The sequence below is a fragment of the Marinobacterium sp. YM272 genome (assembly GCF_050908845.1).
In the GTDB taxonomy this organism is placed as follows: Bacteria; Pseudomonadota; Gammaproteobacteria; order Pseudomonadales; family Balneatricaceae; genus Marinobacterium_D.
Genome location: NZ_CP194171.1, coordinates 3,504,230 through 3,525,094 on the forward strand (window position 1 = coordinate 3,504,230; position 20,865 = coordinate 3,525,094).

General features: G+C 58.4%; 17 protein-coding genes. 11 read left to right on the forward strand and 6 right to left on the reverse strand.

Going from position 1 to position 20,865, the window contains the following annotated elements; all coding sequences use genetic code 11:
* The 6 genes from ACQUQP_RS15700 to ACQUQP_RS15725 form a co-directional block, all read right to left on the reverse strand.
* On the reverse strand, positions 1-2,325 hold the full coding sequence (locus ACQUQP_RS15700) for a putative bifunctional diguanylate cyclase/phosphodiesterase (protein WP_432695971.1): 2,325 nt from the start codon (positions 2,323-2,325) through the stop codon (positions 1-3).
* A gap of 193 nt (positions 2,326-2,518) precedes the next feature.
* Positions 2,519-2,968 carry a MarR family winged helix-turn-helix transcriptional regulator gene (locus tag ACQUQP_RS15705; RefSeq protein WP_432695972.1) on the reverse strand — a complete coding sequence of 150 codons (450 nt, stop codon included), beginning with the start codon at positions 2,966-2,968 and terminating at the stop codon, positions 2,519-2,521.
* A 203-nt stretch (positions 2,969-3,171) separates the two neighbouring features.
* The gene (locus ACQUQP_RS15710; RefSeq protein WP_432695973.1) at positions 3,172-4,491 is read right to left on the reverse strand and encodes a TRAP transporter large permease; all 1,320 of its coding nucleotides are present in this window, start codon (positions 4,489-4,491) and stop codon (positions 3,172-3,174) included.
* A complete protein-coding gene (locus tag ACQUQP_RS15715; RefSeq protein ID WP_432695974.1) occupies positions 4,488-5,003 on the reverse strand; it encodes a TRAP transporter small permease in 516 nt (171 codons plus the stop codon). The genes ACQUQP_RS15710 and ACQUQP_RS15715 overlap by 4 nt, the downstream gene beginning before the upstream one ends.
* On the reverse strand, positions 5,000-6,046 hold the full coding sequence (locus ACQUQP_RS15720; RefSeq protein WP_432695975.1) for a TRAP transporter substrate-binding protein: 1,047 nt from the start codon (positions 6,044-6,046) through the stop codon (positions 5,000-5,002). Before ACQUQP_RS15720 ends, ACQUQP_RS15715 begins: the two co-directional genes overlap by 4 nt.
* A 428-nt stretch (positions 6,047-6,474) precedes the next feature.
* Entirely contained in the window at positions 6,475-6,945 is a 471-nt protein-coding gene (locus tag ACQUQP_RS15725; RefSeq protein ID WP_432695976.1) for a MarR family winged helix-turn-helix transcriptional regulator, read from the reverse strand.
* A 268-nt stretch (positions 6,946-7,213) separates the two neighbouring features.
* On the opposite strand from ACQUQP_RS15725, the gene ACQUQP_RS15730 reads away from it, so the two are divergent.
* From ACQUQP_RS15730 to ACQUQP_RS15780, 11 genes are all read left to right on the forward strand, one after another.
* The gene (locus tag ACQUQP_RS15730) at positions 7,214-8,776 is read left to right on the forward strand and encodes an acyl CoA:acetate/3-ketoacid CoA transferase (protein ID WP_432695977.1); all 1,563 of its coding nucleotides are present in this window, start codon (positions 7,214-7,216) and stop codon (positions 8,774-8,776) included.
* A gap of 31 nt (positions 8,777-8,807) precedes the next feature.
* Positions 8,808-10,016, forward strand: a complete 1,209-nt coding sequence (locus ACQUQP_RS15735) for a thiolase family protein (RefSeq protein WP_432695978.1) — start codon at positions 8,808-8,810, stop codon at positions 10,014-10,016.
* Between the two features lie 257 nt (positions 10,017-10,273).
* A complete protein-coding gene (locus ACQUQP_RS15740) occupies positions 10,274-11,035 on the forward strand; it encodes a crotonase/enoyl-CoA hydratase family protein (protein ID WP_432695979.1) in 762 nt (253 codons plus the stop codon).
* Between the two features lie 53 nt (positions 11,036-11,088).
* Positions 11,089-11,856: a 3-hydroxyacyl-CoA dehydrogenase gene (locus ACQUQP_RS15745; protein ID WP_432695980.1), complete on the forward strand. Its 768-nt coding sequence runs from the start codon at positions 11,089-11,091 to the stop codon at positions 11,854-11,856.
* 18 nt (positions 11,857-11,874) lie between these two features.
* Complete coding sequence (locus tag ACQUQP_RS15750; protein ID WP_432695981.1) at positions 11,875-13,650, forward strand: acyl-CoA dehydrogenase; 1,776 nt, start codon at positions 11,875-11,877, stop codon at positions 13,648-13,650.
* Between the two features lie 90 nt (positions 13,651-13,740).
* Positions 13,741-15,597 carry a feruloyl-CoA synthase gene (locus ACQUQP_RS15755; protein ID WP_432695982.1) on the forward strand — a complete coding sequence of 619 codons (1,857 nt, stop codon included), beginning with the start codon at positions 13,741-13,743 and terminating at the stop codon, positions 15,595-15,597.
* Between the two features lie 26 nt (positions 15,598-15,623).
* On the forward strand, positions 15,624-16,073 hold the full coding sequence (locus ACQUQP_RS15760) for an acyl-CoA thioesterase (protein WP_432695983.1): 450 nt from the start codon (positions 15,624-15,626) through the stop codon (positions 16,071-16,073).
* Positions 16,074-16,076: 3 nt separating this feature from the next.
* Positions 16,077-16,826 (forward strand): electron transfer flavoprotein subunit beta/FixA family protein, encoded by a 750-nt coding sequence (locus tag ACQUQP_RS15765; protein WP_432695984.1) that lies wholly within the window; start codon positions 16,077-16,079, stop codon positions 16,824-16,826.
* A gap of 10 nt (positions 16,827-16,836) precedes the next feature.
* A complete protein-coding gene (locus tag ACQUQP_RS15770; protein WP_432695985.1) occupies positions 16,837-17,766 on the forward strand; it encodes an electron transfer flavoprotein subunit alpha/FixB family protein in 930 nt (309 codons plus the stop codon).
* 142 nt (positions 17,767-17,908) lie between these two features.
* Positions 17,909-19,567 (forward strand): electron transfer flavoprotein-ubiquinone oxidoreductase, encoded by a 1,659-nt coding sequence (locus ACQUQP_RS15775; RefSeq protein WP_432695986.1) that lies wholly within the window; start codon positions 17,909-17,911, stop codon positions 19,565-19,567.
* Between the two features lie 138 nt (positions 19,568-19,705).
* Positions 19,706-20,671: an AraC family transcriptional regulator gene (locus ACQUQP_RS15780; RefSeq protein WP_432695987.1), complete on the forward strand. Its 966-nt coding sequence runs from the start codon at positions 19,706-19,708 to the stop codon at positions 20,669-20,671.
* Positions 20,672-20,865: the final 194 nt, after the last annotated feature.

Here is a 20,865-nt window from a genome sequence, read left to right on the forward strand (position 1 = left end):
TCAGGCCCCCTGTTCCTTCTGATCCGAGTTCATGCTCAGCATACTCAACAACGGGGTCGCATCCCTGAGATCCAGGGGTTTTGAAAACAGATACCCCTGACCCAGGGTGCACCCCAGACGCTGCAGGCAACCCAGCTGCCCCTCGGTCTCTATGCCTTCGGCCACCACGACCAGCGACAGGCGCTGAGCCAGTGCCAGGGTGGCCGCCAGAATCGGTGGTTCGTCACCGGCAACGCCTATTTCGTTGATCAGTTCGCGGTCGATCTTCAGCGTCCTGATCGGCAGTTTCTGCAGATGAGCAAAGCCGGCGTAACCCTTGCCGAAATCATCCAGGGCGATGCCCACACCAGCCCTGCTGAGCTGATCCAACTGCTCCATGACCAGGGGAATTTCATCGAGGATGGCGGTTTCGGTCACCTCAAGCTCGAGATCTGCGGGGTGTAACCGTTCGCGCTCAATAATCGCCAGCACCTGTGTTGCAAAGCCCGGTTGCTGCAACTGTCGTGGCGCCACGTTCACCGCGATATGCCCCACTTCGAGATCCATGGAGCGCCAGCGACGCAGTTGATGACAGGCGATGGACAGCACCTCGGCTCCCAGATCGGCAATAAAGCCGCTACTCTCTGCCAGCGGGATGAAACGGTCCGGCGATAACAACCCAAGCTGCGGATGTTGCCAGCGCACCAGCGCTTCAAAACCGACAATTTTTCCGCTGTGCAGATCCATTTTCGGCTGATAATGCAGTCGGAATTCGCGCTGCTGCAGCGCCTGCTCGAACCGCTGTTCCAACAGGAACCCCTCCGCCGAGTGGTTGCGTTGGGATTTTTCGAACACCCGATAGCGCCCACGCCCCGCTTTTTTAGCCGCATACATCGCCACATCCGCATGACGGATCAGCTCTTCGACACTGTCTCCGTGATCCGGCGCCCAGGCCACACCGATACTTGGGCTGATATGTACCCGTTCATCTTCCAGCTGGTAGGTTGTGTTAAGACGATCTCTCAGCGCCGCCACGTACGCCGGAAGTTCGTCCGGGGCCGGTCGCGACCCGAGCAGCACCACGAACTCGTCGCCGCCGATGCGGGCGGCGCGGTCCTGATCAGTAAGAAAGCTTTCAATACGTGAGGCCACGGCGGTCAGCAGCAGGTCGCCGGTACGATGGCCGAGGGAGTCATTCACCGACTTGAACCGGTCCAGGTCGATAAACAGCACCGCCAACGGCTGGCCGTCGGGCAGCTGCTCCATCATAACTTCCGCCTGCTGCATAAAACTGCGCCGGTTAAGCAGGCCGGTAAGATGGTCGGTGGAGGCAGCATGGCTGCTGCGCCGGTGCTCCTGCTCAAGGTTTGCGATCAGGCGGTTGTTATCTGCATGGGCGCGGCTAAGTTCGCGCAGATTGCGCTGACGCCGCTGTTGCATCCAGAGCAGCCAGATCAGCGCCACTGCGATCAACAGCGTGGTCAGTAACAGTACGCTGCGGTAACGCTGCTCAGTTGCCCGAAAGCTGGTGAGAATTTCTTCGACACTCTGGCGTACGACAATGCTCAGACCCAGCTCCGGTACTGGCAGCACCAGGGTCTGGTAGGGAATTCCCGCCTCTGATGCCTGTTCAGTCCGCACGGTTCCACCGGCGCCGGTATCCGGCAGTGACGGGAAAGACTGGCCGCCGACCACCAGGCCGGCAGCGCTGGCGCGCACCCGCTCGCGCCCTTCCGGATCATAGATCTGAATCAGGCTGCTGCGACCAAACTCCATGCGCTGGTAGACACTGAGCAGATAACCCAGATCCAGTTCCAGCAGTACAATATTCCGCGCAGACGTAGCGCCGGATCTGGCCACCATGGCCAGGAAAGGCAGTTGCCAGTCCGGTGGCCTGTAGGGATCTTCGAGCTGTCGCGGGCTTCGCAGCACCATCGCCTGGTCGCCAAAACCCGCCCGCTGGATCTGCAACCGCTCCAGTTCGCTGGGCAGTAGCGTGGAACCGCGACCGTAGGTGCTGGTATAGAGCAGGGATCCGAACTCATCGAACAGGGACAGCCGGGTAAACACCGGGTCGCTGGCCAGGATCAGCTGCAGCGTATCCTGACGCTCACCCTGCTGCGCGCCGGTGGGATCGATCACCTGAGTGATCAGGCGGGCACGGGCGGTCACCTGGCGCAGATTCTCGGCAGCGATGGTGACCAGATTGCGCTGCTCCGCCGCTTTGGCGTCGAGTGTTTCCTGGCGGATGCCATCCAGCTGATGGTAGGTGAACGACCAGATAAAGCCGATTATCACCACGCCAAACGCGGCCGTTGCCGACTGAATAGAATTAAATGAGCTCAAGCCCTACCTGCATCCTGAAACCCGGTTTATTGCCACCTCGACAGAAAGAGGCATCGCACAAGTTACTTCAATGAGATGACAAACATCTTACGACTGATGCTGTGGCAGGCAGGGAAATAGGCAAAGCTTCGGCTGACGCCTGCGTTAATAGCGGCGGCGCCGAAGCCTGGAATTGAGGTGAAGCGTTGCGGGCTTAGTCAGAAAAACGTCCCAGTACCTCGACCAGCCACTCTTTTTCGCCGGGCTTGAGTCGCTCGCAGAGTTTCTCTTCATGTTTGATAACGCGATCGACCAGCTGTTGATAGAACTCCTGGCCGTGGTCGGTCAGATACAGCGCGTAGGAGCGGCGGTCACGCTTGGAGGGGCGGCGCTCGATCAGATTCAGATTTTCCAGCTTGTCCACGGCCGCCACCATGGCGGAGCGGTCATTGCCCAGCGCCTGCGCCACGGCGGTCTGCGTAAGGCCGGGATTTTCCTTGGCGATGGAGAGAACCCCAAAGAGACCGGGACTCACGCCCAGGTCGGAACAGACTGCCGAGAAGTTACTGAAAAATGTCAGCTGGGCACGCCTGAGCCGATAACCCAGCATGTCTCCCAACGCCCCGAATTTGATTTCATCTCCTGCTCCGTTTGAGCCGCTCATCCCACCTCCGCGCCTTTAGAAAGGCAAAAATTCTATATATCTCAATCTCAACTGTTTAAGTTTAAACATATAAATTTTCAGCACAAGTCTATTACTTTCCTGCACAGAATAAGCGGCTCGCCAGGTGCACGAAAAAAAGGGGAGCCAAAGCTCCCCCTGAAAGGCGACACGAGGTTTTAATTGTCGCTAGGGATGGGCATCTACTATGAGAGTAAATGAACCAAAGCCAGGGTAATCGGCGGGAAAGCCACCAGCAGCCCGACGCGGACGATATCCGAGATCAGGAAAGGCACCACGCCCTTGAAGCAGTCTTTCATCGGCAGCGACGGATCGAACGACTTGATGATAAAGACGTTCATTCCCACCGGCGGCGTGATCAGACCGACCTCTACAACCACCAGCGCGAGAATACCGAACCAGATCCCCACATCCGCCGCTGGCAGACCGAAGTCCATCGACATGATAATCGGGAAGTAGATCGGGATGGTCAGCAGGATCATCGCCAGACTGTCCAGGAAGCAGCCCAGTACCAGGTAGGTGAGCAGCATCAGGATCAGGATCGTGTACGGTGACAGGCCGGAGCTCTCGATCAGCTCTACGCCCGCCTGCGGCAGCTGCGACAGGGCGATAAACACACTGAACAGGTCTGCACCGAAAACGATAAAGAAGATCATCGCCGTGGATACAGCCGTTTTGATCAGGCTGTCCTTGAAAGCCTCCAGCTTCATTTTACCGTGGGTGAACGCCAGCACTGCGGTAAGCACGACACCGACAGCGGCCGCCTCCGTGGGCGTGAAGATGCCCAGGTAGATGCCGCCCAGCACGATCACGAAGATGATCGAGATATGCCAGACATCCTTGGTCGAACGCAGCTTCTCGCCCCAGCTGGTCTTTTCACCACGCGGGCCGGTATTCGGGAACAGACGTACGTAGATGGCGATCGCCAGCATGTAGCCGAACGCAGCCAGGAAACCTGGTATAAATGCCGCAATAAACATCTTGGAGATATTCTGTTCGGTCAACACGGCGAAAATAATCAGCACCATGGACGGCGGAATCAGAATACCCAGGGTACCGCCAGCCGCGAGACAGCCAGCCGCGAGTCCGCCGGAATAGTTCAGGCGTTTCATCTCCGGCAGCGCCACCTTGCCCATGGTGGATGCGGTCGCCAGGGAAGATCCGCAGATCGCCCCGAACGCGGCACAGCCAGACACGGCAGCCATGGCCAGGCCACCTTTCATATGGCCAACCCATTTGTTACAGGTGCGGAACAGCTCCGCGGTAATACCCGCGCGGGTGGCCAGTTCGCCCATCAGCAGGAACAGCGGCACCACGGACAGGTCGTAGGTGGAAAACTTGTCGACCGGCGCGGTACCGAGATACTCAAGCAGTGCCGGAGCGCCGGCCAGCAGGGTATATCCCAGTGCGCCACATCCCAGCATCGACAGCGCGATGGGAATACGGAACCCCATCAGCACCAGAAGCAGTGCCATCATCGTGAAGGCAAGCTGTATATCACTCATTTAGGCTGCCCCCGGAAAAAGATCAGCTTGTGCAGACTGCAAAGCGCCATCAGGCCGGTGCAGACCACCCCAACGGCGTAAACCCACCACAACGGCATGCTCAGAATCATGGTCTGTTCGAAGTAATCCCGTGACTCCAGACCACTGAGACTCATTCGCCATACCAGCACCACTGAGACGATCAGGAACAGCACATCGGCAATCTTGTCCAGCACCCTCAGCGTGGAGGGTTTGCATCCAGCCGTGAACAGGTCCACAACCACATGACCCTGCCTGAGATAGCACTCCGGCAGGAACAGGAATACGGCAGCGGCCAGGCCCAACTCCACCAGCTCGTAGTCGCCCTCCACCGAAACACCGATGGTGGCGCGACCGACGATGCTGACAACGGTCATCGTTGCCAGCGCCAGCATAATCAGGCCTCCCACCAGCGCAAACTGGCGGGATACCCATGCCAATCCCCTGCCGATCCGGTCCTGACCGGCAGATTGATTCGGCGTATTAGAACTCATGACTCTTCGCTAACCTGCATTTCATATTTCTTGATCAGGTCAACCGCTTCGTCGTACAAACGCTGTCCTTCGTCCGTGTCCTCGATCCACTCATCGGTGACAGACTGCATCGACTGTTTCCATTTCGCGGTCTCTTCCGGGGTCAGGGTGTAGAAACTGTTGCCCTGATCCACCGCAGCCTGACGGCCAACTGCCTCGTACTCATCGAAAAGGGCACCGATATGACCCGCCAGCTCAAGGCCGGAGTTATCATCGATCACCTTCTGCAGATCCGCGGGCAGAGACTCATACGCATCCTTGTTCATGCTGAACAGGAAGAACTGAGCGTACAGGCCGCGATCACCCTTGATCTCGGTGTGGTGCTTGACCAGCTCATGAATCTTCAGCGGGGCAACTACCTCAAACGGCAGCACCGCCACATCCAGAACGCCCTTGGAGAGTGCGCTTGGCATCTGCGGTACCGGCATGAATACCGGGCTCGCCTCCAGAGTTGAGAACGCCTCGGCCATCACCTTGTTGGGGGCACGCAGCTTCATGCCCGCCAGGTCGGCACCGGTTTTGATCTCTTTTTCACGGGAGTGCAGTGAACCCGGTGCGTGGGTATGCATCGCCAGCAGATGAACATCTTTCAGCTCATCAGCCATCTCTTTCTCTGCATACTCCTGAATCGCCATGCTGGTGGCTTTGGCGCTGGCCGGCATGAACGGCAGCTCGAAGACACTGGCACTGGGGAAACGGCCCGGGGTGTAGCCGCCTACGGTCCAGGTGATATCGGCGATACCCTTACGTGCCTGGTCAAACAGCTGTGGCGGCTTGCCACCGAGTTGCATGGCGGGGTAGAGCTCGATATCGATACGTCCATCCGATTCGGCTTCGATTTTCTCAGCCCAGGGCTGAAGAAACTTGGAATGCGCCATCGACATGGGCGGGAGGAAGTGGTGCAGCTTGAAGGTGTATTCCGCTTCTGCGGAAAAACTCGGAGAGGCCAGGGTTAGTCCTGCAACGGACAGCGTTACCGCTGCCGCAAGTGTTTTGATACGCATGATCAGCACCTTGTTATTGTTTTGCGTTTCTTGAATGCCAAGGGCGTTGTGACGGGCACAAGCACCTGCTTGGTTATAGTTATTACATAAATTGTTTATACGGACAACAGATTAACCATCCAATTTTTATTGATTCCATCAATCTTCTCCGATAGGCCTTTCCTCCTTTGACCGGCACCTGCATCCAAACAGGGGCCGCAACCTCAGATAAAACCGGCGTTTGCGCCAGGTTACCCCCTCCGCACTCACTTTAGCCTGCTGCGGGAGGCTGTCGCCCGACACCGACTAAAGTTCAATACGCGACACCCCATTTTTTACCTGCCCAACCGCTCACCTGCCCTTTAGCGCAAAGTTGAACTGCCGCTGCTGCCAACTTATGAGAAGTTGACCTCCATCTCTATAAATCGAAAGTAGCGGCCGTCGCAGGTCTAGCCTTCCGCCAACGCAACACGCTTGAGCAGGCTGACAAACTGCTGATGCTCTTCCGGCGTCAACATCGAGAAAAACTGTTCGTTGTGATCCCAGGCACGCCCTGCCACCCGGTCGCGGAACGCTTTGCCGGCAGACGTCAGAAAAAGAGCATTGGAACGACGATCGGTTTCCGATGGCTTGCGCTCGATAAGCCCTCGTTTCTCCAGCTTATCGACGATAGCCACCATGGCGGAACGGTCATTGCCGATGGCGCGTGCCACCGCCGTCTGGGTTAACCCGGGATTACAGCCGACCACTTCCAGCACCCCGAACAGGCCGGGGGTGATATCGAACTCATCGAAAAACACGCAGCGGATATTTTTGTAGGTGTTGAGCTGGGCCCAGCGCAGCCAATAACCGGTAAGCTGGTTGAGAATGCCGAAGTCGACCTCGCCTTCCTTCAAGGCCTGGTTGTCTGATGCTTTCACTTAAGATCCGTCACTGTTGTTATTTTTAGAAGCTAGGAACAGGTCCTTTGCCTCGCGTACTGTTACAAGCACATTAATTAGAGACACAAACTATTATTAGTATCAATTTGTGCGTTTGGCTATCTTCTAATCATATCCGAAGAACAGATTAGATTAGACTTTCCAATAGTTGCGCACTTAAACAATTAGCGCTATAAACTACATCATACGAACGATCACTACCCGCGCCCGCCCCTGAGGCGACCCTGACAATAAAAAGGTTTCGTTGATGAAAAAACTGATTACCGCCGACCAGGCTGCTGGCCTGATCAATGATGGTGACACCGTCGCCTGGACCACCATCGGCATGTCCTACTTCGCCGAAGAGATCGCACAGGCGCTGGAGAAGCGCTTTGTCGACACCGGCTCCCCGAAAAACATCACCCCCGTTCATGACTGTGGCTGCGGCAACGGCCAGGAAGCCGGTATGGCGCACCTCGCCCACGAAGGACTGGTCAAACGTCTGGTTTCCGGCCACACAGGCCAGGCACCGAAAATGGCGCAGATGGTTGCCGACAACAAGATCGAAGCCTACCTGCTGCCCCAGGGCGTGCTGGCCACACTCTGGCGCCAGATTGCCGGCCACAAGCCGGGCGTAATTACCAAGGTTGGCATGGGCACCTACGTTGACCCGCGCCTGCAGGGCGGCAAGGTCACCGACCTCTGCACCGAAGATCTGGTGAAGCTGATCGAGATCGAAGGTGACGAGTGGCTGCTCTACAAGAGCTTCCCGGTCAACGTAGCGATCATCCGCGCCACCACCGCCGACGAGAACGGCAACCTGACCGTGGAAGAGGAAGCGCAGATCAGCGAAGCCCTGCCGATGGCTCAGGCCGCTCACAACACCGGCGGTATCGTTATCGCCCAGGTCAAACACCTGGCTGAAGCGCACAGCCTGCACCCGAAAGACGTGAAGATCCCGGGCGCACTGGTGGACTACGTCGTCGTCGCCAAGCCGGAAAACCACAAGCAGACCATCACCACCGAATACAACCCGGGCCTGGCCGGTAACACCCGCGTACCCCTGGGTGCGATCCCGCCGATGCCGTTCAGCGAGCGTAAGCTGATCGCCCGTCGCGCCGCCATGGAGCTGCGCCCAGACACCCTGGTCAACCTGGGTATTGGCGTTCCCGATGGCGTCGCCTCCGTCGCTGCCGAAGAAGGCGTGGTGAAGCAGTTCACCCTGACCACCGAGCTTGGCACCTATGGCGGCATCCCCGCCTCCGGCGGCGACTTCGGTGCAGCCTGGAATGCCGACGCTATTATCGAGCACCACGCCCAGTTCGATTTCTATGATGGCGGCGGCCTGGATATCGCCTTCCTGGGTCTGGCCCAGGCAGACGCCAAGGGCAACCTGAACGTCAGCAAGTTCGGCCCGAAAGTCGTGGGTCCGGGTGGCTTTATCAACATCACCCAGAGCGCCAAGAAGGTTGTCTTCTGCGGCACCCTGACCGCCGGTGCCAAGTTCGAATTCAGCGACAACGGCATCCGCATCACCCAGGAAGGCAAGGCGAAAAAATTCGTCGAGGCGGTGGATCAGATCACCTTCAGCGGCGATATCGCGTTGCAGAACGAGCAGCCGGTGGTCTATATCACCGAGCGTGCGGTGTTCGAACTGCGCGAAGGCGGTATCACTCTGACCGAGATCGCACCAGGACTGGACCTGGAAAAAGACGTTCTGGCGGCCATGGACTTCCGTCCGCAGATCGCCGATGACCTGAAAACCATGCCGATCGAGCTGTTCCAGGAAACCTGGGGTGGCCTGAAACAGATCATGGCTGACGCAGAATAAGCGCTACATAAAAAATAACAGGAGCGAAATGATGTCTCTGAGTAACGTTGAGATCCCCTACGGCGCGTATTGGTCCACCCCGTTCACCAAGTGGCAGGGTAGCCTGCAGCACCTGCACGCGATGAAATTCGCCGCCTGGGTCGCCAAGAGCGAGCTGGAAAAACGCAATATCGACCCGACCACTTTTGATTCCGGTGTACTGGGCATGACCAACGCCCAGTACCAGTCTTTCTACGGCGCGCCCTGGCCGCTGTACGAGATCGGCGCCACCAAGACCCCAGGCCACATTCTGAGCCAGGTCTGCGCCACCGGCGTTCGCGGCCTGTTTGCCAGCGCCTCGGAAATTGCCCTGGGCATGGCAGAAACCTCCCTGCTGCTGACCGCTGACCGCTGCTCCAACGGTGCCCACATCTACTACCCGGCGCCGGGCGGCCCCGGCGGCTACGGCCAGTCGGAAGATCAGGTCACCTACAACATGCAACACGACGCCATCGCCGGCCACTCCATGATCCAGACCGGTGAAAACGTGGCGAAGAAATTCGCCATCACCCGCGAAGAGCTGGATGCCGTTGCCCTGCGTCGCTACGAGCAGTACCAGGACGCGCTGGCGGATGACCAGGCGTTCCAGAAGCGTTACATGACCCTGCCGTTCAGCGTACCGACGCCGAACTTCCGCAAGGAAGCCGCGGTACTGACCGGTGACGAAGGCGTATTCCCGACAACAGCGGAAGGTCTTGCCAAGCTGCGTCCGGTTAATGAAGGCGGCGTCGTCACCTTCGGCAACATGACCCACCCGGCAGACGGTAACGCATCCGTCGTGCTGACCACTGCTGACAAGGCCCAGGCCTACGCCACCGATGCCAGCATCCGCGTCCAGGTCTGCGGATTCGGCCAGTCCCGTACCGAGCTGGCTCACATGCCGGAAGCACCGATCGGAGCGGCCAACAACGCGCTGAAGATGGCCGGCATCGATGTGAAGCAGGTCAAGGCGATCAAGACCCACAACCCGTTCGCTGTGAACGACGTGGCCTTCGCCAAGGCCACCGGTGTCGATGTGATGAACATGAACAACTACGGCTGCTCCATGATCTGGGGTCATCCCCAGGGACCGACCGGCATGCGCGCCATCATCGAGATGATCGAGGAACTGGTGATCCAGGGCGGAGGCTACGGCCTGTTCACCGGCTGTGCCGGTGGTGACCAGGGTATGGCCGTGGTTATTCACGTCGGCGACCGCTGATAACCACGAGCATCCGCTGAAAACACGCCACAGACCGGACCCGCTGCCGATCTGTGGCGTTTATCGTTTACACCGCCCCACCAATTCGCGCCACAGATCTATGCTTTAGTCGAAATAGCTGCATAAACTGTTTGAAATAACATTTGTTGTGAGTTACAACTATTATCAACACAAACAAGACTGGTTCGAGCTAGTCGGGTGCTCACTAACAGACAGCCCGGGCCACAACCAGAAAAACAAGAAAGAGGCAGAACAACATGAGTGATTATCGTCACCTGACATTCTCGGTCGAAGACAGCATTGGCTACCTGACACTGAACCGTCCCGAGAAAAAGAACGCCATCAACGACACCCTTTGCCTCGAAATCGAAGATGTGTTCCGTAACCTGCCCGAGGGCCTGAAAGTCATCCTGTTCGCTGGCAACGGCCCGGAATTCTGCTCTGGCCTGGACCTGTCCGAACACACTGCGCGCGAGCCGTTTGAAGTGGTACAGCACTCACGCATGTGGCACCGCGTGTTCAGCTACATCCGCAACTCCGGCATCCCCGTTGTTGCCGCCATGCACGGCGCCGTAATCGGCGGTGGTCTGGAACTGGCGATCTGCGCCCACGTCCGCGTATCCGACGAAACCACCTTCTACCGCCTGCCGGAAGGCCGTCACGGTATCTTCGTCGGCGGTGGTGCATCCGTAAACGTCGCCCGTGTCATCGGTGCCAGCCGCATGACCGAAATGATGCTGACCGGCCGCACCGTTCGCGCTGAAGAAGGCGAGCGTCTGGGCTTGGCCCACTACGTGGTCGAGAAAGGCACCGCGCTGGAGAAAGCCAAAGAACTGGCGGCGACCATCGCCACCAACTCCGCCTACTCCAACTGGGCAATGGCAACCGGCCTGTCCCGCATCGACAGCATGTCCGCCGACGATGGCCTGTATACCGAATCCCTGATCACCGGTATCACCCAGACCAGCGGCGAAGTCAAAGAGCGCATCGACTCTTTCCTTAACCGCAAAAAGTCATAACCGTGCCCCACGGCAACATAAAACCTAGCCAGAATAAAAAAGAGGAACCGAGCATGAACTTTCAGGATCGCCACTTTATCGTAACAGGCGCAAGCTCCGGTATCGGCGAAGCGGTAGCACGCCGTCTGCACTCCCTTGGCGCCAAGGTTACCCTGGCAGATATCAACGAGGAGAACGGTGAGAAGGTCGCTGCGTCCATGGGCGAGCGCGCTCGCTTCCAGCGCACCGATATCTCCGACGAAGCCTCCGCACAGAGCTGCATGGACAACGCCGTCGAAGCCTTCGGCCCGATCAACGGCCTGGTTAACTGCGCCGGCATCCCGGGCGCCGAGCGCGTCATCGGTCGCGAAGCTCCGCACCGCCTGAGCACGTTCGAGCGTGCGCTGCGTGTCAACCTGATGGGCACCTTCAACATGATCCGTCTGGCTGCCGACAAGATGCAGAGCAACGAGCCGGGTGAAGACAACGAACGTGGCGTGATCATCAACACCGCCTCCGTTGCCGCCTTCGACGGTCAGATCGGCCAGGCCGCCTACTCCGCCTCCAAGGGTGGCGTCTGCGCCATGACCCTGCCGATCGCCCGCGAACTGGCCCGCTTTGGCATCCGCGTACTGACCATTGCACCGGGTATCTTCAAGACCCCGATGATGGACGTGTTGCCGGAAGAGGTGCAGCAGTCTCTTGGCCAGTCCGTGCCCTTCCCGCAGCGCCTGGGCGATCCGGACGAGTTCGCGTCTCTGGCACAGCACATCATCGAAAACCGCATGCTCAACGGAGAGGTGATCCGCCTCGACGGCGCCATCCGCATGGCCGCCAAGTAAGCATCGGAGGAGTTCAGCATGAGTCTGTATCAGGCACCACTGAAAGATATGCAGCTGTTGCTCCAGCACGCGCTGGAGCGCTCCGGCGTTCGTGATCTTCCTGAATTTGCCGAGTTCGATGACGAACTGATCGCGGCGGTTCTGGACGAAGCCGGCAAGTTTGCCGGTGGCGAGCTCGCCCCGCTCAACAGCGTCGGAGACACCCAGGGCTGTCGTTTCGAAGATGGCAAGGTGATCACGCCGGACGGCTGGAAGGAAGCGTTCCAGCAGTTCAGCGAATCAGGCTGGATGGGTCTGGCACTGCCGGCGGATTTCGGCGGCCAGTCCCTGCCCAAGTTCATCGCGCAGCCGGTCAATGAAATGTGGCTGTCTGCCAACCTGGCCTTCGTCATGTTCCAGGCACTGGCCCAGGGTGGCAGCGAGATCCTGCTGCACTTCGGCAGCGACGAGCAGAAAGCGCGCTACCTGGAGCCGATCATCACCGGTCAGTGGACCATCGCAATGGCACTGACCGAGCCCAACGCCGGTTCTGACCTGGGTGCCCTGACCACCAAGGCGATCCCGCAGGATGATGGTCAATATCTGATCAAGGGACAGAAGATCTACATCACCTACGGTGAACACGATCTGGCCGAGAATATCGTTCACCTGGTACTGGCTCGTACACCTGACGCTCCTGCCGGCAGCCGCGGAATTTCCCTGTTCGCCGTGCCTAAGCACCGCATCAACAGTGACGGCACCCTTGGCGAGGCCAACGATGTGGTCTGCACCGGCATCGAACACAAAACCGGCCTGCACGGCAGCCCCACCTGCTCCATGAGCTACGGCGAAAACGACGCCTGCTACGGCGAGCTGATCGGCGAGGAAAACCGTGGTCTGATGGCTATGTTCATCCTGATGAACGAAGCCCGCCTGAGCTGCGGTATGCAGGGTGTGGCACTGGGCGAGATGGGCTTCCAGCGCGCGCTGGAATACGCCCACGAACGTACCCAGGGCGCTGACTACCAGTCCGGCGAGCGCGTTGCAATCGCCAAGCACCCGGATGTGGCACGCATGCTGCTGTCGATCCGCGCTGAGGTGATGGGGCTGCGTTCGCTGGGTTACCTGCTGGCGGCACTGATCGATAAATCCGAGCAGTGCGACGCTGACGAAAGCCAGGCACTGAAAGCACGTATCGCCCTGCTGACACCGGTATTCAAGGGCTGCGCCACCGAGCGCGCCAACCTGATGGCCGGTACCACCATTCAGATTTTCGGCGGTATGGGATTCGTTGAGGAAACCGGCGTGGCACAGCTGATGCGCGATGCCCGGGTGACCACCATCTACGAAGGCACCACCGGCATCCAGGCTCGCGACCTGGTGTTCCGCAAGGTCCAGGCCGACAAAGGCGCCGCGCTCACCGCCCTGCTGGATGAGATCGAGGCCGTTGCCACGCGCCTGAGCGAGAACGAAGCGATCGCTTCACTGGCAGCCCAGCTGAACAACGCCTGCACACAGATGCGTTCAGCACTTGATCAGATTACTGACAGGGAAAATGCTGACCAGCTGCAGTTAAACGCCGGTGGTGTTGCCTTTATGGATGCGCTGGGCACCCTGTGCTGCGCCTGGCAGCTGGCAGATATCGCGCTGGCCGCAGAAGCCAAGGCCGCAGCGGGCGAAGACCCGGATTACCACACCAACCTGGTTGCTCTGGCAGAGTTCTACTTCAGCTATTCGGTCCCCAACATCGAAGCTGGCCTGAAGACGTTCAACCAGGCGCACCAGGGTGTGGGTCGCTACCGCTTCGATCTCTAAGCGGTAGCCGACAGCAAGATTACAACAACAAAATTCTTAAACCTCCGGTCGTGATAACTAGAAAAAACGGCCGGAGAGGGAGATGCAACTATGCTAGCCGACTTTCATCCGGTGAATGTGAACGACTTTGGGGTTGAAGTAGAGTATCGCGACAACGGAGAGCAGGTTGTTCGCTGCCCTCACCCCCTGGAAGATTACGCAGTACGACTGACCGACCGCCTGGAATACTGGGCGGAGAAAACCCCCGACGCAGTCTTCATTGCCCAGCGCAACGAAGAGGACGAATGGGAAAAGCTCAGCTACCGCGAGACCCTGGCTCGGGTTCGCGCCGTCGCCAGCTGGCTGAATGAACAGAACCTCAGCGCAGATCGTCCGGTGGTGTGCCTCTCGGGCAACAGTACCGAACACCTGCTGCTGGCCCTGGCTTCCATGTATATCGGCGTGCCCTACTCGCCGATCTCCACCGCCTACTCACTGATCTCCACCGACTTCGGCAAACTGCGCCATGTCGTCGATCTGCTGACTCCGGGCCTGGTGTTTGCCGATAATCTGGGTCCCTACCGCGATGCCATCGATGCCGTACTGCCGGCGGACGTACCGCTGGTTGCAGTCTCCAGCGAACATGCTGAAGATGGCCTGAAAAATCCGGTAACCCTGTTCTCTGAACTGCTGAACACGCCGGCCTCCGCCGCTGCCGATGCGGCCCGCGATGCCGTCAATGGCGATACCATCGCCAAGTTCATGTTCACCTCCGGCTCCACCGGCATGCCGAAGGCGGTCATCAACACCCAGCGCATGATCTGCTCGAACCAGGTGATGATGAGCGCCATCATGGCGTTCCTGCGTGACGAGCCGCCGGTTCTGGTCGACTGGCTGCCGTGGAACCACACCTTCGGCGGTAACCACAACATCGGCATCGCTCTTTACAACGGCGGCAGCCTCTACATCGACCAGGGCAAGCCGACACCTAAGGCGTTCCATATCTCGCTGAAGAACCTCACCGACGTGGCACCCACCGTGTACTTCAACGTACCCAAGGGTTACGAGCTGCTGGTCAAGGAGCTGCGCGCCAACCCGGAAGTGGCGAAGAAATTCTTCTCCCGTCTGGAGATGATGCATTTCGCGGCGGCCGGTCTGTCCCAGCATATCTGGGATGCGATCGACGAGCTGGCAATCGAGCACACCGGCAAGAAAGTACCGATGATAACAGGCCTTGGCGCCACCGAAACCGCACCCGCGGCGCTGTTCGCTTCCATCGAAGAGTGCGCATCCGGTGTAATCGGTACCCCGCTGCCGGGCGTTGAGATCAAGCTGATTCCCAACGGCGACAAGCTGGAAGCCCGTGTTCGCGCTCCGTCCGTGACCCCTGGTTACTGGCGTGCGGAAGAACAGACCGCCAAGGCGTTCGACGAGGAAGGCTTCTATTGCCTCGGCGATGCGGTGAAATATATCGACCCGGAAAAACCCAGCCGTGGTTTCCGTTTCGACGGCCGTGTATCGGAAGACTTCAAGCTGGATACAGGCACCTGGGTCAGCGTCGGCACCCTGCGTGCGCATATCATCCACTTCTTCGCTCCGTACATTCAGGATGTGGTGATCGCCGGTCATGACCGCGATTACGTCTCCGCCATGGTGTTCGCCGATATTGGTCATTGCCGCAAGCTGATCCATGACGGCGACAAGCTGTCCGACCTGGAAGTACTGCGCTCACCGCGTGTGCGCGAAACCTTCCAGCGCCTGCTGAACGAGATGGCGCAGACCGCCACCGGCAGCTCTACCTGCATCCGCCGCCTGCGCCTGCTGGAGGAAGCACCGTCGATCGACCTCAACGAGGTCACCGACAAGGGCTCTATCAACCAGCGTGCGGTACTGAAAAACCGCGATGCGCTGGTCAAAGACCTTTACAGCGAGCAGCCTTCCGACGAGGTTATGATCCTCAGCAGGTAATCCTGTACCGGCAGGGAGTACGCTGAATGTTAACGGCAAAGCGTGAACTGACAATTGAATGGGGTCACTGCGACCCCGCCGGGATTGTGTTTTACCCGCGCTACTTTGAGTTTTTCGATGCCTCCACCGCAAACCTGTTCAAGGTGGCGGGGCTCGACAAGTTTGAACTGCGCAGGCGTCACGACATTCTCGGCTTTCCCATGGTTAACACCGATGCGGATTTCAAGATCCCATCGCGGTATGGCGAAACGGTCAGCATAGAAACAAGGGTGTGCGAGGTTGGAACAACCAGTTTCAGCATCGAACACCGGCTACTGAAGAGCGACGGACAACTGGCGATCCTGTGCCACGAAAAACGGGTCTGGGTGACTCAAACGGGCGACAGGATTAGACCAAAGGCGATCCCCGCTGAGGTGGTCGCCCTGCTGACCAGCGCTGATAATGAAAGAACAGATCAGGATTCCGGAAGGACCTAGACAATGAAAATACTCGTTAGCGTAAAACGCGTCATCGACTACAACGTCAAGGTACGCGTCAAGGCCGATAACTCCGACGTGGATCTGGCCAACGTCAAAATGGCACTCAACCCGTTCTGCGAGATCGCGGTTGAAGAAGCGATCCGCCTGAAAGAGGCCGGTGTGGCCTCCGAGGTCATCGTGGTTTCCATCGGCCCGAAAGCGGTACAGGAACAGCTGCGTACCGCCATGGCCCTGGGTGCCGACCGTGCCATCCAGGTTGAGACCGATGACTTGCCCGAGCCGCTGAACGTGGCCAAGCTACTGGCCAAGGTGGTTGAAGCGGAAGAGCCGGGCCTTGTGATCCTCGGCAAGCAGTCCATCGATTCCGACAACAACCAGGTGGGCCAGATGCTGGCAGCCCTGACCGGTCGTCCCCAGGGTACCTTCGCCTCTGAAGTGAAAATCAACGGCGATAAGGCTCAGGTGACCCGCGAAGTGGATGGCGGTCTGCGTACCGTTTCCCTGGACCTGCCGGCCATCGTCACCACCGACCTGCGCCTCAACGAGCCGCGCTACGCCAAGCTGCCGGACATCATGAAAGCCAAGCGCAAGCCGCTGGATGTGAAGACCCCGGCGGACCTGGGTGTCGAGCTCAAGCAGCATATCTCTCAGCTGAAGGTGGAAACACCGGCCCAGCGTGAAGCGGGTATCAAGGTGGACAGCGTGGATGCGCTGATCGATAAGCTGAAGAACGAAGCCAAGGTCATTTAAGGAGGCTGGGATGAGCATTTTACTGATTGCTGAACACGACAACAGCGCACTCAACCCGGCGACCCTGAGTGCAGTCACCGCCGCCAGTCAGATCGGTGGCGACATTACCCTTCTGGTGGCAGGCAACGGCTGCCAGGCCGTGGCCGATGAAGCCGCCAAGGTTGCAGGTGTATCCAAGGTCCTGCTGGCCGATAACGCCGCTTACGAGAAAGGCCTGGCGGAAAACCTCAGCGCCCTGATCGTGGAACTGGCCTCCGGCTACAGCCACATCGTTGCAGCGGCCAGCAGCACCAGCAAAGACACTATGCCGCGCGTCGCTGCCCTGCTCGACGTGGGCCAGCTCAGCGAGATTATCGCCGTTGAGTCTGCCGATACCTTCAAGCGTCCGATCTACGCCGGTAACGCTATCGCCACCGTGCAGTCCCAGGACGCGGTCAAGGTGATCACCGTACGTACCTCGGCATTCGACAAGGCCGCCGCCGAAGGTGGCAGTGCCGGCGTTGAAGCCGTGGGCACCGCCTGCGATGCCGGTACCTCCAGCTTTGTCAGCGAAGAGATGGTCAAATCCGACCGTCCGGATCTGGCGGCCGCAGGCGTGGTGATCTCTGGTGGTCGCGGTATGGGCAACGGTGAAAACTTCGCCCTACTGGAAAAAGTGGCCGACAAGCTCGGCGCCGCCATCGGTGCCTCTCGTGCCGCGGTGGATGCCGGCTTTGTCAGCAACGATCTGCAGGTCGGTCAGACCGGCAAGATCGTTGCCCCTGAGCTGTACATCGCCGTGGGTATCTCCGGTGCGATCCAGCACCTGGCCGGCATGAAAGAGTCCAAGGTGATCGTGGCGATCAACAAGGATGAGGAAGCGCCGATCTTCCAGGTGGCCGATTACGGTCTGGTAGGTGATCTGTTTGAGATCCTGCCGGAGCTGGAAGCCAAACTGTAAAACACGTTTTAAGAAACAAGATTCACCAAAAACACACCATAACAACAGACGTGACCGGCGGGCGGCCTTCCCCGGCTGAAGAGCCTGATTGAATAGCCCGCCGGAATCACGCGCCCTACCTATCCGTGAACGAGGTTTTCACATGCGCGAATCCATGGAATTTGATGTAGTTATCGTCGGTGCCGGCCCTGCCGGGCTCTCTGCCGCCTGCCGCCTGATGCAGCAGGCTCAGGAAGCGGAACAGGAGCTTACCGTCTGTGTCGTAGAGAAAGGCTCCGAGGTGGGTGCCCATATTCTCTCCGGCGCTGTCATCGAATCCCGCGCCATGGATGAACTCTTCCCGGATTGGAAAAACATGGACGCACCGCTGAATACGCCGGTGACCTCCGATGAGCTTTATCTGCTCAAAAGCGATACGGCAGCGAAAAAGCTGCCCAACGCGCTGATTCCCAAGACCATGCACAACACCGGGCATGGTCTTAACAACTACGTGGTCAGCCTTGGCAACGTCTGCCGCTGGCTGGCCGAACAGGCGGAAGGCCTGGGCGTGGAGATCTTCCCGGGCTTTGCCGCCGCTGAAATCCTGTTGAACGACGATGGTTCCGTTAAAGGTATCGCCACCGGCGATATGGGCATCACCGCCGAAGGCGAGCAGGGCCCGAACTACATGGAAGGGATGGAGCTGCACGCCAAGTACACCCTGTTTGCCGAAGGCTGCCGTGGTCATCTCGGCAAGCAGCTGATCGAGCAGTTCAAACTCGATAATGAGGCCGATGCCCAGCATTACGGTATCGGTATCAAGGAACTCTGGGATATCGATCCCGCCAAGCACCAGCCGGGTCTGGTGGTGCATGGCTCAGGTTGGCCGCTTGAAGGTGATACAACCGGAGGCTTCTTCCTCTACCACCTGGAAAACAACCAGGCGGTGGTCGGCCTGATCGTCGATCTCAATTACACCAACCCCTGGTTGAGCCCGTTCGACGAGTTCCAGCGCCTCAAGCATCACCCGGTGCTGGCCGAACATCTGGAAGGCGGCAACCGCGTGGCCTACGGTGCCCGCGCCATCACCAAGGGCGGTTTTAACGCCCTGCCGAAGATGTGCTTCCCGGGCGGCCTGCTGATCGGCTGTAACGCCGGCACCCTGAACTTCAGCAAGATAAAGGGCACCCATACCGCGATGAAATCCGGCATGCTGGCGGCCGAAGCGGTGTTCGAGGCGATCACGGCCGGCGATGAAGGCGGCAAAGAACTCGGCAGCTTCAGCGCCAAGTTCAAAGACAGCTGGGCCTACGACGAGCTGTTCCGTTCCCGTAACTTTGGCCCGGCGATGCACAAGTTCGGCCCGATCCTCGGCGGTGCGTTCAACTTTGTCGACCAGAATATCTTTGGTGGCAAACTGCCGATCACCCTGCACGATGACAAGCCGGACTATGCCCAGATGAAACCGGCGGACCAGTGCACCAAGATCGACTACCCCAAGCCGGATGGCAAGCTCAGCTTCGACAAGCTCTCCTCGGTGTTTATCTCCAACACCAACCATGAAGAGGATCAGCCCTGTCACCTGAAACTGAAAGACGCCGCTATCCCGATCAGCCAGAACCTGCCCACCTACGCGGAACCGGCGCAGCGCTACTGCCCGGCGGGCGTGTATGAGGTGATAGAGGAGGAGTCAGGCCCGCGCTTCCAGATCAACTCGCAGAACTGCGTGCACTGCAAAACCTGTGACATCAAGGACCCGGCGCAGAACATCACCTGGGTGGTACCCGAGGGTGCGGGCGGCCCCAACTATCCGAATATGTGATAGCTTGGGCAGCAAAATGAATGGCCTGGGATCTGTTTAAAAAAATGTTACAGCGTTAAACTTTTATACAGTACATTTAACAACCAGGCTTTCATCTAATTAAAGATTCATCTCACAATAATAATTAAGAGGTGAGAAATGACATTTTCCTTATCGCGCTTTGATCAGGAAATTATGGGTGTTTCCGCGTTCGAAATATCCAACTTTCTCAAAAATAAAAGCTTTGCCGATCACCGTTTAATTCAGCGGGACAAGGGTTGCTCAAACACTTCCAGCCTGAGATACAAAGCATTCGGGCCGCTGCAGATCGCTGAATACTCCAGCGGCAATGCCATGGAAGTACGCATCCCCTCGCTGGATGACGCCTACCATCTGCAGATCGTTCTTTCCGGCGAAGGCCGTTGCATATCTGATGGCACCAGCCTGCCGATGCAGGCTGGGGATTCGATCATGCTGACGCCGGGCACGGACTACTCCCTGGCCTACTCCAGTCACTGCATCCAGCTCAGCGTGCGTATCCCACTGGACTTTCTGCACCAGTCAGCCCGTGAATTCGGCTACTTCACCGCCGGCGGACCTATCCGTTTTATCCCTCAGGGGGTCAATGTTCTCAACGAAGGACCGCTGCGCCACCTGCTACGTGATATTCTGGAGTTCGACAGCGCTGATACCAGCGAACGCGCTCAGCTTTATTACGCCAAACTGCTCTGCCACGGCATTCTGCAGAGCCACGAAAGCGGCATCTGCCTCAATGACCGGGTGAACCCGTCCGAGCACCGGCATATCGCCCAGATCCGCAACTACGTGCTTGATCATCTGACCGAGGATATCGCCATAGGCGATCTGGTAGAGCTTTGCCGCATCAGTCGTAAGTCCCTGTACAACCTGTTTGAAAAAGAGACCGGACAAACCCCGTCCACCTATATCCGCCAGTTGAAGCTTGAAACCATCTACACCGAGCTTAGCGGCGATGATCGCAACATCCGTAACGTCACCGAAGTGGCGCTGAAATACGGCTTCACCAACCTGGGCCGCTTCTCCGCCCAGTATCGCGACCATATTGGCGAACTGCCCTCCGAAACCCTGCGTCGGCAGAGCCACTGATTTTTCATCAGGGCCAAGGAATGGCCCCCCCCTTTTTTATCTTCCCCTCCATACCTCCTGCATAAGTAACAGTAGTAGCGACGACCCCGTCGCGATCAACCGCCGAGGCTCTGAATCACCGCTACTCTAGCTTCAATCGGCACGAGGTTTTTATGCCCTTTGGGTGCGTACCCCAGCGCCGATTGGAGCAGACA

Bases quoted from the DNA above. Each gene is read 5' to 3' on its own strand.
- ACQUQP_RS15705 (WP_432695972.1), bottom strand. From the start codon at position 2,968: ATGAGCGGCTCAAACGGAGCAGGAGATGAAATCAAATTCGGGGCGTTG.
- ACQUQP_RS15710 (WP_432695973.1), bottom strand. From the start codon at position 4,491: ATGAGTGATATACAGCTTGCCTTCACGATGATGGCACTGCTTCTGGTG.
- ACQUQP_RS15715 (WP_432695974.1), bottom strand. From the start codon at position 5,003: ATGAGTTCTAATACGCCGAATCAATCTGCCGGTCAGGACCGGATCGGC.
- ACQUQP_RS15720 (WP_432695975.1), bottom strand. From the start codon at position 6,046: ATGCGTATCAAAACACTTGCGGCAGCGGTAACGCTGTCCGTTGCAGGA.
- ACQUQP_RS15730 (WP_432695977.1), top strand. From the start codon at position 7,214: ATGAAAAAACTGATTACCGCCGACCAGGCTGCTGGCCTGATCAATGAT.
- ACQUQP_RS15735 (WP_432695978.1), top strand. From the start codon at position 8,808: ATGTCTCTGAGTAACGTTGAGATCCCCTACGGCGCGTATTGGTCCACC.
- ACQUQP_RS15740 (WP_432695979.1), top strand. From the start codon at position 10,274: ATGAGTGATTATCGTCACCTGACATTCTCGGTCGAAGACAGCATTGGC.
- ACQUQP_RS15745 (WP_432695980.1), top strand. From the start codon at position 11,089: ATGAACTTTCAGGATCGCCACTTTATCGTAACAGGCGCAAGCTCCGGT.
- ACQUQP_RS15750 (WP_432695981.1), top strand. From the start codon at position 11,875: ATGAGTCTGTATCAGGCACCACTGAAAGATATGCAGCTGTTGCTCCAG.
- ACQUQP_RS15755 (WP_432695982.1), top strand. From the start codon at position 13,741: ATGCTAGCCGACTTTCATCCGGTGAATGTGAACGACTTTGGGGTTGAA.
- ACQUQP_RS15760 (WP_432695983.1), top strand. From the start codon at position 15,624: ATGTTAACGGCAAAGCGTGAACTGACAATTGAATGGGGTCACTGCGAC.
- ACQUQP_RS15765 (WP_432695984.1), top strand. From the start codon at position 16,077: ATGAAAATACTCGTTAGCGTAAAACGCGTCATCGACTACAACGTCAAG.
- ACQUQP_RS15770 (WP_432695985.1), top strand. From the start codon at position 16,837: ATGAGCATTTTACTGATTGCTGAACACGACAACAGCGCACTCAACCCG.
- ACQUQP_RS15775 (WP_432695986.1), top strand. From the start codon at position 17,909: ATGCGCGAATCCATGGAATTTGATGTAGTTATCGTCGGTGCCGGCCCT.
- ACQUQP_RS15780 (WP_432695987.1), top strand. From the start codon at position 19,706: ATGACATTTTCCTTATCGCGCTTTGATCAGGAAATTATGGGTGTTTCC.